This is a genomic window from Micromonospora arida (assembly GCF_042873195.1).
Classification (GTDB): domain Bacteria; phylum Actinomycetota; class Actinomycetes; order Mycobacteriales; family Micromonosporaceae; genus Micromonospora; species Micromonospora arida.
In genome coordinates, this window is the sequence record NZ_JBIALC010000007.1 from 336,272 (window position 1) to 349,343 (window position 13,072).

The window sequence follows — 13,072 nt, forward strand, 5'->3', positions numbered from 1 at the left end:
CCCGCAGTCGCGAACGGAAGGTGGCGCAGCATGATCGGCGTAGACATCGTCGGGATCGCCGAGAAGTTGGGCGCGGCGGCCGACACGGCCACCGCGATCCCGCAGCTCGCCGCCGAGACCGGCCTCGACGTGGACACCGCGTACGCCGTGCAGGCCGCGCTGCTGCAACGCCGGCTGAACGCCGGTGAGCGGCTCGTCGGGCTGAAGATGGGGCTGACCAGCAGGGCGAAGATGGCCCAGGTCGGCGTGGACGAGGTGATCTGGGGGCGGCTCACCAACGCGATGCGGGTGCCCGACGGCGGCGCCGTCGACCCGGCCGCGTACATCCACCCCCGGGTCGAGCCGGAGGTGGCGTTCCTGCTGGACCGGCTGCCCGAGCCGGGGGAACCGGTCGGTGACTTCGCCACGGCGGTCCGCGCGGTCGCCCCGGCCATCGAATTGATCGACTCCCGGTACGCGGACTTCCGTTTCTCGCTGCCGGACGTCGTCGCGGACAACACCTCGGCCGCCGCCTTCGTGATCGGGCCGTGGTCGCCGGTGCCGGCGGGGCTGGACAACCTGGGCGTGCTGCTGGAGGTCGACGGGCGGGTGGCGCAGGTCGGCTCGACGGCGGCGATCCTCGGTGATCCGCGCCGGGCGCTCGACGAGGGGATCCGGCTGGCGGGCAGGCACGGGGTGCGGCTGGAGTCCGGCTGGGTCTTCCTGGCCGGTGCCGCCACCGCCGCTGTTCCGCTGCGTCCCGGCGCCCACGTCCGCGCCGTCGTGGAGAAGCTCGGCACGGCCTCGCTGCGGGCATCGTCGTGACCGCCCGGGTGGTGGCCGGGAAGGCCGTCCCGCGGGGAGCCTTTCCGCACGTCAAGGTCGCCGGCGGGTTCGTCTTCGTCTCCGGTACGTCGTCGCGGCGCCCGGACAACACCTTTGCCGGTGTCGAGGTGGACGGGTTCGGCACCACCAACCTCGACATCCGTGTGCAGACACGGGCCGTCATCGAGAACGTGCGGGATCTTCTGCGTTCGGTGGGCGCGGACCTGACCGACCTGGTCCAGGTGACGACGTATCTGGTCAACATGAACGACTTCGGTGGTTACAACGAGGTGTGGGCCGAGTTCTTCGACGCCTCCGGCCCGACCCGTACGACGGTGGCGGTGCACCAGCTGCCGCACCCGCACCTGCTGATCGAAATCCAGGCCGTGGCCCTTCTTCCCTCGGGAGGTCAGTCGTGAGTGAGATCGCCGAGCCGTTCAGCTTTCCGGGCTGGATCGCCGACAACCAGCACCTGTTGAAGCCCCCGGTGGGCAACAAGGAGATGTTCCCCGGCGGGGACGACTTCATCGTGATGGTGGTGGGCGGGCCCAACCAGCGCACCGACTTCCACGTGGACCCGTACGAGGAGTTCTTCTACCAGGTCAAGGGCAACATGCACATCAACCTGGTCACCCCGGAGGGGCCGCGTACGGTGCACGTGCGCGAGGGTCAGATGTGGATGTTGCCGCGCAACACCCCGCACTCGCCGCAGCGGCCGGAGCCCGGCTCGATCGGCGTGGTCGTCGAGCGGGTCCGCGAGGAGGGCACGCTGGAGACGTTCCAGTGGTACTGCCCGGAGTGCGGCAGCAAGGTGCACGAGGTCGAGTTGCAGGTCCGCGACATCGCCGCCGATCTGCCCCCGGTGTTCCAGGCGTTCTACGCCGACGAGGCGGCCCGCACCTGCGCCAACTGCGGCACCCTGCACCCGGGCAAGGGCTGATGCCCGCAGGCGTGGTCGACGTGCACACGCACGTCGTACCGAAGGGTTGGCCGGACCTCGGCGCGGCGTGCGGCGGGTCCGGCTGGCCGTGGTTGCGGGTCGACTCGGAGCGCGCCGCCATGATCATGGTGGGGGAGACGGAGTTCCGCCCGGTCGGGGCCGAGTGCTGGGACGCGTCGCGCCGACTGGCCGACATGGACGCCGACGGCGTGGCCGTGCAGGTGGTCTCGCCCACCCCGGTCTTCTTCAGCTACGACCGTCCGGCCGACCAGGCGGTGAAGGTCGCCCGGATCTTCAACGACCTGACCCTGGAGGTCACCGCGGCCGGAGGTGACCGACTGGTGCCGTTCTGCCAAGTGCCGCTCCAGGACCCGGACGCCGCCTGTGCCGAACTGGACCGCAGCCTCGCCGCCGGGCACGTGGGCGTGGAGATCGGCAACCACGTCGGCGACCGGGACCTGGACGACGCCGGCGTGGTCACCTTCCTCCAGCACTGTGCCGAGGTGGGCGCACCCGTCTTCGTCCACCCGTGGGACATGCCCGGAGGGCCGCGACTGGACCGTTGGATGGCCCGTTGGCTCACCGGGATGCCCGCCGAGACGCACCTGTCGGTGCTGGCGATGATCCTCGGCGGTGTCTTCGACCGGGTGCCCGAGACGCTGCGGATCTGTTTCGCGCACGGCGGCGGCAGTTTCCCGTTCTGGCTCGGCCGCGCCGACAACGCCTGGCACCGCCGTGGCGGCCTGGTCCGGGGCGCGTCCGCCGGCCCGCCCAGCAGCTACCTCGACCGGTTCAGCGTCGACTCGGTGGTCTTCGCGCCGCCCGCCCTGCGGCTGTTGGTCGACACCCTGGGGGAGGACCGGGTGCTGGTCGGCAGCGACTACCCGTACCCGCTGGGCGAACGGCCGGCCGGCGCGGTGGTTCACGCGGCCGACTTCCTCAGCGACGGCCAACGCGACAAGCTCCTGTCCACCAACGCCCTCCGCTTCCTGCACGGCTGAGCGCGGCTTAACGCCGCCGGCATGCGCAGATCTTGGACAGTTTCCGTTTGAGCCTGACGGAAACTGTCCAAGATCTGCGGCTCGACACGCCAATCGTGCGGTGTGGCATCCGATTGGTCCGTTTCCGGTCGCCGGCGCGTGTCGGCTGCGCGAAGGGCCGACTGCCGGCAGGATGACGGCATGGCCGAGCCGCACGACCTGACCGCGTTGGAGCAGGCCGCCGCGATGACCCGCGGCGAGCTGTCCAGCGTCGACCTGGTCGAGCATTCCCTGCGCCGGGTGGCGGCGCTCGGCGACACCGTGGGCGCGTTCGTCACCGTCACACCGGACCTCGCCCGGCAGGCCGCGCGCGCCGCCGACGCGGTGCCGATCGAGGAGCGCGGCCCGCTGCACGGCGTGCCAACCGCGATCAAGGACCTGACGCTCACCGCCGGGGTCCGCACCACCTTCGGTTCGGCCGCATTCTTCGACTTCGTCCCGCCGGTCGACGCCGACGTGGTCCGCTTCATCAAGGCCGCCGGTCTGGTCAGCCTGGGCAAGACGACCACCTCCGAGCTGGGCTGTTCGCTCTACTCGGAGGGCCGGGTCGCGCCGCCGGCCCGCAACCCGTGGCAGTTGGCGTACACCGCGGGCGGGTCCAGCGGCGGCGCGGCGGCGGCGGTCGCGGCCGGGCTGGTCCCGGTCGCCCAGGGGTCCGACGGCGGTGGGTCGCTGCGCATCCCGGCGTCGCTCTGCGGCCTGGTCGGCTACAAGCCCAGTCGGGGCCTCGTCTCCGGCGGGCCGATCGGCTCCGGCGCGTTCGGCCTGCCCACCAGCGGCCCGCTCGGGCGGACGGTCACCGACGTCGCGGCACTGCTCGACGTCATGGCCGTCCCGGTCCCCGGCGAGCCCTACCTGCCGCCGCCCGCGCCGTCCGGCGGCTACCTGGCCGTAGCGCGCCGGGCCGAGCCCGGCCCGCTACGGATCGGCCGGTTCACCACGCCGATGCTCGCCGACGAACCGGTGCATCCCGACTGCGTGGCCGCCGTGGACCGGGCCGCCGCGCTGCTCACGGCGGCCGGCCACGAGGTGGTCGAGGTGCCGCCGCCGCTCGGCCCGGCGGCGTGGCCGCTGTTCGAGATCCTCTGGTACGTCCTGGCGCTCGCCCCGGTGCCACCGCAGCGGGAGCCGGAGCTGCTGCCGTTGACCCGGCTGCTCCGGGCCCGGGGCGCCGAACTCTCCGCCGGCACCCTGTCCGCCACCCTCGGGGAGTTGCAGGCGCAGGTGCGCCTCGGTGCTCGCCGCACCGCCGGCTGTGATCTGCTCCTCTGTCCCACCCTGGCCACCCCGCAGGCACCCGTCGGCTGGTTCACCGCCGACGCGGACCCGGCCGCCGACTTCGACCGGCAACGCCGGTTCTCGCCCTACTGCGCCATCTTCAACGTCACCGGCGATCCTTCCGTCTCCCTGCCACTGGGTACCACGACCGACGGCCTGCCCGTCGGGGTGCTGCTCACCGGTCGGTACGGCGACGACGAGCGGCTTATCGCTACCGCTGCGCAACTGGAGAACTCCAGTGACGGATGGGATCGGCACCCCGCAATCTGGCGGGCCGCAGACTCCGCTAACGTGAATGGCGACGGAGTCGGGCGGTCGGCAGCGTGATCGTCCATCCGACCCGGTTGTTCAAGGTCGTCCTTCTTCCGCCTGGGGGCGTTGGGATTGTCTGTTACCGAGACGTTGCTGGTCTTCGTCGGCATCCCGTTGGCCGCGGTGCTGGTCATCGCCGGCCTGTCGTACGCCGGTAGCCGTGGGGGTGCCACCGGCGGTGGCGGTGGCGCCAAGCGCTACCGCCCGGGCCGGCCCTTCGACTTCACTCCGGTCTGGTTCTTGGGCCGCCCGGAGCAGCTGGCCGACTCGGCCGGCACCGCGCTGACGGCGGGGGCGCAGGCGCCCGCGCTGACCAGCCACAAGCTTGAGCAGGCCAGCGTCGAGGCGCCGGCCGGTGGAACCGGAGGCGCAAGTGACCGTTGGTGAGAAGCAGGCCGGGTCGGAAAATCCGCCCGAGGTGCTCGACGGGCCGTTCTCGACCCGCCAGCTGCTGCGCATCGACGAGGCCCTGCGCCTGGCCGACAAGGGCACGGGTCTGGTCTTCTCGGTCTTCGTCGGTGGTCTCGACGAGCCGATCCGTGAGCACGCCCAGCGGCTGCACCGTCAGCTCGCCGAGCCCGACAAGTCGGTGCTGATCGCCGTGTCGCCCAACCAGCGGCAGCTGGAGATCATCACCGGGCGGTACGCCCGCAAGCGCATCCCCGACACGTACGCCAAGCTGGCCGCGCTCTCGATGGTCGGCGCGTTCAGCGGCGGTGACCTGGCCGGCGGCATCATCAACGGCCTCGACCAGCTCGCCAGCCACGCCGGCAAGGGCTGAGCCCCTACTCGTACGACGAAGCCCGGCCCGCTGGAGAGCGGGCCGGGCTTTCGCGTTCAGCGGGGCCAGGCGGACGGATCGAGGCGCATCGGCCACGGCTCGTCGACCTGCACAGGGTCGTCCGGGCCGACCGTGCCGAGCAGGTTGTAGTGAACGCCCTTCACCAACTCGTAGCGGTATACGACGGGGCCGAAGTCGCCGCGCTCGACCCGCCAGTAGGCGGGGATGCCGGCCTCAGCGTATAGCGACGGTTTGGTGAATCGGTCATGCCGACGGCTGCTCGGTGACTCCACCTCGACAACAAGTGCCACGTCCGCTGCTTCAACCCAGGTGCCGTCCCTCGGGGCTGTCGGCTTCAGTACCGTGACATCAGGGATGAGGTTGCCCTCGACCGCTCGGAGCCCCGCTTCCCGGATGACCCGCCACCCGGCCGGCGCCGCCGAACGAAGGGCCGCCCGTAGCTCATCCGCCAGTTCCTGATGCCCATAACCCGGGGGTGGCGTCACGTGCAGGCTCCCGTCGATGATCTCGTAGCGGTTCCCGTCCTCAGGCAGGTCGTACAGGTCCTGCTCGCGCCAGCCCCGCTCCGGGGGTTGCCACTGGTAGGTCGGCTGTGCCATCACGTCCACCTCCTTCCGCAACCATAACGGCCCGGGTCGGCGTGAGCTCTCAGCCCACACCGGCCCGGGCCGTGTACTCGCTGGTCAGCTCTGCTGCGCGTCCTTCGCGCGGGCCTTCAGCGCCCGCACCACACCGTCGCGGCCCTCGGCCACCAGCCGACGCAGCGGGGCGGGGTGCCCGTCACCGGCCAGCCACGCGTCGGTGGCCGCGACCGTGTCGTCCTCCACCAGGTAGGTCGGGTACGCCAGCTGGGCGAACTCCTGCGCCGGCTCGCTGTCCCGGGTGGCCCACACCTGCCCGACCGCCGCGAAGTACCGCTCCCGGTACGGGGCGATCAGCTCCACCTGAGCCGGGTGGGCGAAGCCCTGCAACAGCGCCCGGTGTCGCCAGTTGGGCAGCGCGTCCGGGCCGGTGAGCAGGGCCCACACGGCGGCCTTGTTCTCGGCCGTCGGCATCAACGCGTGCGCGTACGCCGCTTCCCGCTCACCGCTGGCCGTGCGGTCGCTGCTCAGCTCGGCCTCGATCTCGGCGGTCCCGGCGGCACCGTTGGCCACCAGCGCGGCGAGGACCGACCAGCGCAGCTCGGTGTCGACGGTCAGCCCGGCCGGCATGCCGGTGCCGTCCAGCCAACCGCGCAGCGTGGCCAGGTCTTCGTCGGAGCGGACCGCCGAGGTGAACGCGCGGGCCCAGGCCAACTGGAACCCGCTGCCGGGCTCGGCGGCGGCGAGTGCGTCGCGGGCGGTACGGGCCAGGTCGGCCCAGCCGGTCGGCGCCCAGGCCGGGTCGGCGTACAGGGTGAGCGCGGTGGTCGCCTGCCGAAGGGTGGCGGTGACCAGGTTGATGTCGGTCTCCGCGGGCAACCCGCTCAGCGTCAGCGCCACGTAGTCGCGGGCGGACAGCTCGGCGTCGCGGATCATGTCCCATGCGGCGGTCCAGCAGAGCGCGCGGGCCAGCGACGAGTCGAAGCCACCGATGTGCTGCACCACTGTCGCCATCGAGCGCTCGTCGAGGCGCAGCTTGGTGTAGCTGAGGTCGTCGTCGTTGAGCAGCAACACGTCGGCCGCCCGGACGCCCCGCAGCGGGGCGAGATCCGTGTGCTCGCCGGTCACGTCCACCTCGTACCGCTCCCGACGGACCAGCCGCCCGTCGGTCAGGTCGTACAGGCCCACGCCGATGCGGTGGGTCCGCAGCGTCGGGTACGCCGCCGGGGCCTCCTGCCGCACCAGCACCTGCTCGTACGTGCCGTCGGCCCCGATGGTCACCTCCGGACGCAGCGTGTTGACCTGCGCGGTCTCCAACCACTGCGCGGCGAACTTGCGCAGCTCCCGCCCGGAAGCGGCCTCCAGCTCGGTGAGCAGGTCGTCGAAGGTGGCGTTGCCCCAGGCGTGCTTGCCGAAGTAGGCCCGCAGCCCGGCCACGAACGGCTCCTCACCCACGTAGGCGACGAGCTGCTTGAGCACGCTCGCGCCCTTGGCGTAGGTGATGCCGTCGAAGTTGACCTCCACGGCCTCCATGTCCGGCATCTCGGTGTAGACCGGGTGGGTGGAGGAGAGCTGGTCCTGCCGGTAGCCCCAGTTCTTTCGGATGGACAGGAAGGTCGTCCACGCCTCGGTGAACCGGGTCGCGTTGGTGTTGCACCAGTGGCTGGCCCACTCGGCGAACGACTCGTTCAGCCACAGGTCGTTCCACCAGCGCATGGTGACCAGGTCACCGAACCACATGTGGGCCAGTTCGTGCAGGATCGTGTTGGCCCGCTGCTCGTACTCGAAGTCGGTGACCTGCGAGCGGAACAGGTAGTGCGACTCGGCGTGCGTCACGCAGCCGAAGTTCTCCATCGCGCCGGCGTTGAAGTCGGGTACCCACAGCTGGTCGTACTTCGGCAGCGGGTAGCGCACGCCGAACTTCTCGTGGAAGAAGTCGAAGCCCTGCTTGGTGATCAGGAACAGGTCGTCGGAGTCCAAATACTGTGCCATCGACGCCCGGCAGAACACCCCCAGGTCGATGCCGTCGTGCGCGTCGCGCACCTCGTGGTACGGCCCGGCGCACATCGCGGTGATGTAGGTGCTCATCCGCGGCGACTCGGTGAAGTGCAGCGTCTTGAGCGCCTCACCCGCCGACTCCTCCCGCTGCACCGGCATGTTGGAGACCGCCCGCCAGTGCGCCGGCACTGTGACGTGCCAGGTGTAGACGCTCTTCAGGTCGGGCTGGTCGAAGCAGGCGAACACCCGCTGCGCGTCGGCCGTCTCGAACTGGCTGTAGAGGTACGTCTCGCCGTCCACCGGGTCGACCGTCCGGTGCAGACCCTGACCGCTGTTGGAGTAACCGAAGTCGGCGTCGACCACCAGGACGTTGTCGCTGTCCAACCCGGACAGGGTCAGGCCCTTCTCGGCGGACCAGTCGGAGAGGTCGACGGGCGTGCCGTTCAGCGTCGCGGACCGCACCGACTCGGCGGCCAGCTCGATGAAGGTGCTCGCACCCGGTTCGGAGCAGCGGAACCGGACCTCGGTCGTCGAGGAGAACGTGCGGCCGTCGGCCGCCAGCACGGCGCTGGACAGGTCCAGACTGATGTCATACCCCGTCACGTTGAGCAGGCGTGCCCGCTCGGTCGCCTCGACCTGCGTCAGGTTGCGCACTCCCGGCACTGTTCGTCTCCATCCCACATGTCGCCGTACGCCCGGCGGCGCCCGTTCGCCTACCGCTCGTGACGGCTGGCCCGATTCGAGTCTTCCATGTACGGGCAGCCCGCGGTGGCCGAGGTCACGCTCTCATTCGGGTGCCGGTCGCTGCGCTGCGGGGTGAAGATTCTCTGAGACGCCGACCTGTCGGCGCCACCCGTCGCGAAGGGATCTCACCGTGACCGAACGTGTCACCGCCGACATGTGGTTCGACCCGGCCTGCCCGTGGGCGTGGATCACCTCCCGCTGGTTGCTTGAGGTCGAGCAGATCCGGGATGTGGACATCCGCTTCCACGTGATGAGCCTGGCCGTGCTCAACGATGGCCGGGACGAGCTGCCCGAGGAGTACAAGGAGTTCCTGAAGACGGCGTGGGGCCCGGTGCGGGTCTGCATCGCCGCCGAGCAGCTGCACGGCAATGACGTGCTGCGCCCGCTCTACACCGCGCTCGGCACCCGGATCCATCTGCAGAAGCAGGAGCGGGGTCCGGAGCTGTACGTGGCCGCGCTCACCGAGGCCGGCCTCGACCCGGCACTGGCCGCGGCCGCCGACAGCACCGACTACGACGAGGCACTGCGGGCCAGTCACGAGGCGGGCATGCGCCCGGTCGGGCAGGACGTGGGCACTCCGGTCGTGCACGCGCCCGGCCCGGACGGCACCCCGGTCGCGTTCTTCGGTCCGGTGATCACTCCGGCTCCGAAGGGGGAGGCCGCCGGCCGGCTCTGGGACGGCGTGCTGCTGGTCGCCGGCACCCCTGGCTTCTACGAGCTCAAGCGCACCCGCGAGCAGAGCCCGATCTTCGACTGAGCGGCGACCACCGCGCCCCCGTCCGTGCATCGTCAGTCGCGCGGACGGGGGCGTTTCTCGTCGGGTGTCGAGGTCGGCGGAGTCGTGGCGTCACCGGGAGGCGGGCGGCGTCGTTTCCCTCGGTGTCCGCCGCAGCGACCCGCAGGGCCGCGCGCCGCAGTTCGTGGAGGCAAATCCCGATGGCCAAGCACCGTGCGTCCGGTGACGATCAGTTGACCCGGCAGGGGGTGATCGAGACTCCCGGCACGGACTACTGGTCCGTTGACGACTCCCGCTGGCCGACGGTCCGCCCGGACCTGCCCGCCCATCTGGTGGATCTACTCGCGCCGCCCATCGTGGTGGGCGTGGCCCGGGTCCCGGTGACCTCCCGGATCACCCCGCCCAGGGCGGTCGACCCACTGCCGTCGTCCGTCGACGCGGTGCCGGCCGACGCGCCGGCGCTGGTGCCGTCGGGGGCGGCACCGGCCGAACCGGCGCCCCCGCCGCCGGCGCCAGCTCCTCCGCGCCCGGTGCCGACGCCGCCGTTGAGCCCGCGGCCCGTTCCCACGCCTCCTCCCGACCGTCCCGTGCCGGGACCGCCCGCGTCGCCCCGCCGCGCCCTGAACGCCGGGCCGATCGGGACCGGTCGGCGTGGCAACGGTGGGCCGGTGAGCGCGGGTAAGCACCGCCGGGGCACCTCCGACCGCGCCGGCTGACCACCCGGGCCCCACCGGGCGCTTTCATCTGGTGGACGCCCCGCGGGTCCCCGTCGGCGGCGACACCGTCGCCGGTAGCGTCAGTGGGTATGACGGTCGTGCATCCGATCACCCGGGCCTGGGTCACCACTGGCGGCACCGGCGCGCAAAACTACGACGAGTTCGCCGACGACGCGGAGATCACCGCGATCATCGAGTCGAACCCGCACAGCGCTCTCGGCATCGAGATGCCGCACCGCGCCCCGCAGAGCCTGGGCAAGTCGTTCCTCGACGCGCTGCCGGACGCGGTGGCCCGCCTCGCCGAGGCCAAGGCCGACGGCAGTTACACCCCCGCCGAGCAGGTGGTGGTGCTCTACCGGATCAGCGCGCCCGGTGAGGAGCCGGCGTACGGGCTGTTCGCGATGGTGGACACCGACCAGATCTCCACCCGGGCAGACGAGCCGGGCCTGGTCATCCGCAACGAGGACGTCTTCATCGCCAAGGTGCGCGAGCGGGTGGCGCTGGCCGACGCGCTGGGTCACCTGCTCTCACCCGTACTCCTGCTTCAGACCGGGCGTGGCGACGAGCTGCACGCCGCGCTCGCGGCGGCGACCGACACGGCCGGCGCGCCCGCCGCGACGGACACCGACCAGGCGGGGCGCACGCACGCCATCTGGCTGCTCGGCCCCGGCCCGGAGCAGGCCACGCTGACCGCTCTCGCCGGTGGCGGGGACCTGGTCGTCGCGGACGGCAACCACCGCAGCCTGGCCGCCCAGACCGGAGGGCTGCCGCGCTTCCTGGCCGTGGTCACCACCCCCGCGTCGGTGGCCATCCAGCCGTACAACCGGCTGGTCAGCGAGCTGACCACCACCCCGGCCGAGCTGCTCGACCGGCTGCGGGCCGCGGGCGCCGAGGTCGAGCCGATCGACGGCCCGGTCGAGGTCCCGGCTGCCGGCGGCACCGTGCACCTCCGCCTCGACGGCCAGGGGTACGCGGTGCGCCTGCCCGCCACCGCCTCCGCCCGCCTGGAAGACCTGGACCACGCCCTGGTCGAGCGGCTGGTGCTGCGCGACGCGCTCGGTCTGGACCCGGGTGACAAGCGGATCACCTACGTCGGCGGTGACTACCCGGCGAGCTGGCTCACCGGTGAGGTCGACGCCGGCCGGGCGGAGTTGGCCATCCTGATCGCGCCGGTGACCGTGGCGGATTTCGTCGCGGTCAACCTGGCCAGGGAGAAGATGCCCCGCAAGAGCACCTGGTTCACCCCGAAGGCGCGCGGCGGTCTGGTCGTCGCCGAGCTGCCGCGTTGAGTGCCATCCCCACGACCGTGTGACGAACCCGGCTCGGGGACGCCGCCCCTGTGACGTCCCCGAGCGCGGCCTGACAGACTGCCCGGTATGCGCGTCTACCTGGGATCCGATCACGCCGGTTTCGAGTTGAAGGTGCACCTCGCCAACCACCTGGCCATGCAGGGCTACGACGTGGTCGACGTCGGCCCGCACAGCTACGACCCGGACGACGACTACCCCACGTTCTGCCTGCACACAGGCGACCAGGTGGTGGCCGACGAGACGGGCCTCGGAGTGGTCATCGGTGGCTCCGGCAACGGTGAGCAGATCGCCGCGAACAAGGTCGCCGGCGTCCGCGCCGCGCTGGCCTGGAGCGTCGAGACCGCTCAGCTGGCCCGCCAGCACAACGACGCGAACGTCGTCGCCATCGGTGCCCGCCAGCACACGCTGGACGAGGCGACCGCCATCGTCGAGGCGTTCCTGAACACGCCGTTCTCCGGCAACGAGCGGCACGCTCGTCGGATCGCCCAGGTGGCCGAGTACGAGCGGACCCGGAAGCTGCCCGACCTGCCCTGACCGTGCGGCGCTCAGCGCGGCGAGCGGGGCAGCTCTTCGCGGGGCACCCAGTTTCGCCGGACGACCACCACCCGGGCTTCCGCCTCGGCCAGGTCGTCGTCGGTGGGGCGGGCCGCGTCCCGGGCCCGTAGCGCGGCGCTCAGCCCCACCTGGGATGAGCCGGACCCGACCAACCCGCGCAGCCCTCGCTCGCCGTCGCGCTCGTCGCCGCCTGTGCTCCTGCGTCGCGGCGGCGGCTCGTCACCGTCGTGCACGCCCGATGTGCTGACCGTCGGGCCGTCCGCACCCGGTCTGGCCGTCTCGGTGTCGGCGTGGTGGCGCAGCCGTCGCCGTCGTCGGTCGGGGTCACCCATCAGCCGACCGTACCCTGGCCGGGTTCGATCCGGCACCGTCGCGGGGCCGCGCGTCCCGGCCGGGGTCGGCGACCGATTTGCCGGCTGGCTACCCTCGAATCAAGGCGGTGCTGTTGCCGTCGGTCAGGGGGAGGACGAGATGGCAGACCAGACGCAGCCGTGGGCGGAGCGGACCGTGGAGGTGCCACCGCAGGCCGGCGTCGGGGTGCCGCCGCAGCGTGACGGGTTCCGCCGGGGGGTCGCTCCGGTGGGTGAGCCGCGCACCCCGCGGACGGAGCCGTTCCCGGTGGTCGAGCAGGAGCCGACCGGCACCGGTTGGCCCGGCGAACCGGTGCCCCGTCGTTCGCTGAGCTCCCGGATGGCGCAGCTGCGGCGCGGCGGTGAATGGAGCGCGGCGGCAGGCCTCTTCGCGTTCGTGTGTTGGGGGATCTGGGCGCTGTCCGGTCAGGGCGACCTGAGCGGCCCGCTGCTGGTGCTGGTGCTCAGCCTGCTGGTGGCGGTCGGCCTGTTCGCCCTGTTCCGGCTGGTCGGCCGGGTCGTGCTGGAGCGGCAGCTGGGCCGGGTCCGGCGCAGTGCCCGAGGTGCCCACCTGGCGACTGCGGTGTTCCTCGTCGGCCTCGGCGTGGCGTGGCTCCAGCAGACCGAGTGGGTCGTCTCGGCCTGGAACTGGATCTCCTCGAACTGACCGGGCGTGCACGGGCGGGCCGGTCCGAGACCGCCCACCCGTGCACCCGGTCGTCTCCCCACCAGGCAAGGTCGCTGCTTACCCGGCCGGCCGCGGTTCATCCGTGGCCGGCCGCTCCGACCGGTACCTCCTTCGTGGGCTTGCGTGTTTGCGATGGTGCGGCGGTCAGTGGGTGGTGTTCGTGTCCATGGACAGGCCGTCCCACCAGGTACCTGGTGGGTACGGGTGATATCCGGCCA

At 71.8% G+C, this 13,072-nt stretch carries 15 protein-coding genes; 12 read left to right on the forward strand and 3 right to left on the reverse strand.

Annotated elements, in window-relative coordinates; all coding sequences use genetic code 11:
- Window positions 1–30: 30 nt before the first annotated feature.
- The 7 genes from ACFYP0_RS22430 (at window position 31) to ACFYP0_RS22460 (ending at window position 5,155) form a co-directional block, all read left to right on the forward strand.
- On the forward strand, window positions 31–804 hold the full coding sequence (locus ACFYP0_RS22430; RefSeq protein WP_350858818.1) for a 2-keto-4-pentenoate hydratase: 774 nt from the start codon (window positions 31–33) through the stop codon (window positions 802–804).
- The gene (locus tag ACFYP0_RS22435; protein WP_208741095.1) at window positions 795–1,223 is read left to right on the forward strand and encodes a RidA family protein; all 429 of its coding nucleotides are present in this window, start codon (window positions 795–797) and stop codon (window positions 1,221–1,223) included. The genes ACFYP0_RS22430 and ACFYP0_RS22435 overlap by 10 nt, the downstream gene beginning before the upstream one ends.
- Window positions 1,220–1,744: a 3-hydroxyanthranilate 3,4-dioxygenase gene (locus ACFYP0_RS22440; RefSeq protein WP_124856674.1), complete on the forward strand. Its 525-nt coding sequence runs from the start codon at window positions 1,220–1,222 to the stop codon at window positions 1,742–1,744. Before ACFYP0_RS22435 ends, ACFYP0_RS22440 begins: the two co-directional genes overlap by 4 nt.
- Entirely contained in the window at window positions 1,744–2,745 is a 1,002-nt protein-coding gene (locus tag ACFYP0_RS22445; protein WP_355501073.1) for an amidohydrolase family protein, read from the forward strand. The genes ACFYP0_RS22440 and ACFYP0_RS22445 overlap by 1 nt, the downstream gene beginning before the upstream one ends.
- A 180-nt stretch (window positions 2,746–2,925) precedes the next feature.
- Window positions 2,926–4,389, forward strand: a complete 1,464-nt coding sequence (locus tag ACFYP0_RS22450) for an amidase (RefSeq protein ID WP_355501076.1) — start codon at window positions 2,926–2,928, stop codon at window positions 4,387–4,389.
- A 57-nt stretch (window positions 4,390–4,446) separates the two neighbouring features.
- Window positions 4,447–4,761 (forward strand): aa3-type cytochrome oxidase subunit CtaJ, encoded by a 315-nt coding sequence (gene ctaJ, locus ACFYP0_RS22455; protein WP_428842198.1) that lies wholly within the window; start codon window positions 4,447–4,449, stop codon window positions 4,759–4,761.
- Window positions 4,748–5,155: a DUF5130 family protein gene (locus tag ACFYP0_RS22460; RefSeq protein ID WP_124856680.1), complete on the forward strand. Its 408-nt coding sequence runs from the start codon at window positions 4,748–4,750 to the stop codon at window positions 5,153–5,155. The genes ctaJ and ACFYP0_RS22460 overlap by 14 nt, the downstream gene beginning before the upstream one ends.
- A gap of 56 nt (window positions 5,156–5,211) precedes the next feature.
- Here ACFYP0_RS22460 and ACFYP0_RS22465 read toward each other — a convergent pair whose 3' ends face one another.
- Window positions 5,212–5,775, reverse strand: coding sequence for a Uma2 family endonuclease (locus ACFYP0_RS22465; RefSeq protein ID WP_355501079.1), 564 nt, complete (start codon window positions 5,773–5,775; stop codon window positions 5,212–5,214).
- Between the two features lie 84 nt (window positions 5,776–5,859).
- Entirely contained in the window at window positions 5,860–8,409 is a 2,550-nt protein-coding gene (pepN, locus tag ACFYP0_RS22470) for an aminopeptidase N (protein WP_355501082.1), read from the reverse strand.
- Window positions 8,410–8,629: 220 nt separating this feature from the next.
- Here pepN and ACFYP0_RS22475 point away from each other — a divergent pair, with 220 nt between their 5' ends.
- From ACFYP0_RS22475 to ACFYP0_RS22490, 4 genes are all read left to right on the forward strand, one after another.
- Window positions 8,630–9,256, forward strand: coding sequence for a mycothiol-dependent nitroreductase Rv2466c family protein (locus ACFYP0_RS22475; protein WP_091405414.1), 627 nt, complete (start codon window positions 8,630–8,632; stop codon window positions 9,254–9,256).
- Between the two features lie 179 nt (window positions 9,257–9,435).
- A complete protein-coding gene (locus ACFYP0_RS22480) occupies window positions 9,436–9,951 on the forward strand; it encodes a hypothetical protein (protein ID WP_355501086.1) in 516 nt (171 codons plus the stop codon).
- Between the two features lie 89 nt (window positions 9,952–10,040).
- Window positions 10,041–11,240, forward strand: a complete 1,200-nt coding sequence (locus ACFYP0_RS22485; protein ID WP_355501088.1) for a DUF1015 family protein — start codon at window positions 10,041–10,043, stop codon at window positions 11,238–11,240.
- 87 nt (window positions 11,241–11,327) lie between these two features.
- Window positions 11,328–11,795: a ribose-5-phosphate isomerase gene (locus ACFYP0_RS22490; protein WP_124772574.1), complete on the forward strand. Its 468-nt coding sequence runs from the start codon at window positions 11,328–11,330 to the stop codon at window positions 11,793–11,795.
- Window positions 11,796–11,806: 11 nt separating this feature from the next.
- Here ACFYP0_RS22490 and ACFYP0_RS22495 read toward each other — a convergent pair whose 3' ends face one another.
- Window positions 11,807–12,148, reverse strand: a complete 342-nt coding sequence (locus ACFYP0_RS22495) for a hypothetical protein (protein WP_355501091.1) — start codon at window positions 12,146–12,148, stop codon at window positions 11,807–11,809.
- A 139-nt stretch (window positions 12,149–12,287) separates the two neighbouring features.
- Here ACFYP0_RS22495 and ACFYP0_RS22500 point away from each other — a divergent pair, with 139 nt between their 5' ends.
- A complete protein-coding gene (locus ACFYP0_RS22500) occupies window positions 12,288–12,833 on the forward strand; it encodes a hypothetical protein (RefSeq protein ID WP_112623012.1) in 546 nt (181 codons plus the stop codon).
- Window positions 12,834–13,072 lie beyond the last annotated feature (239 nt).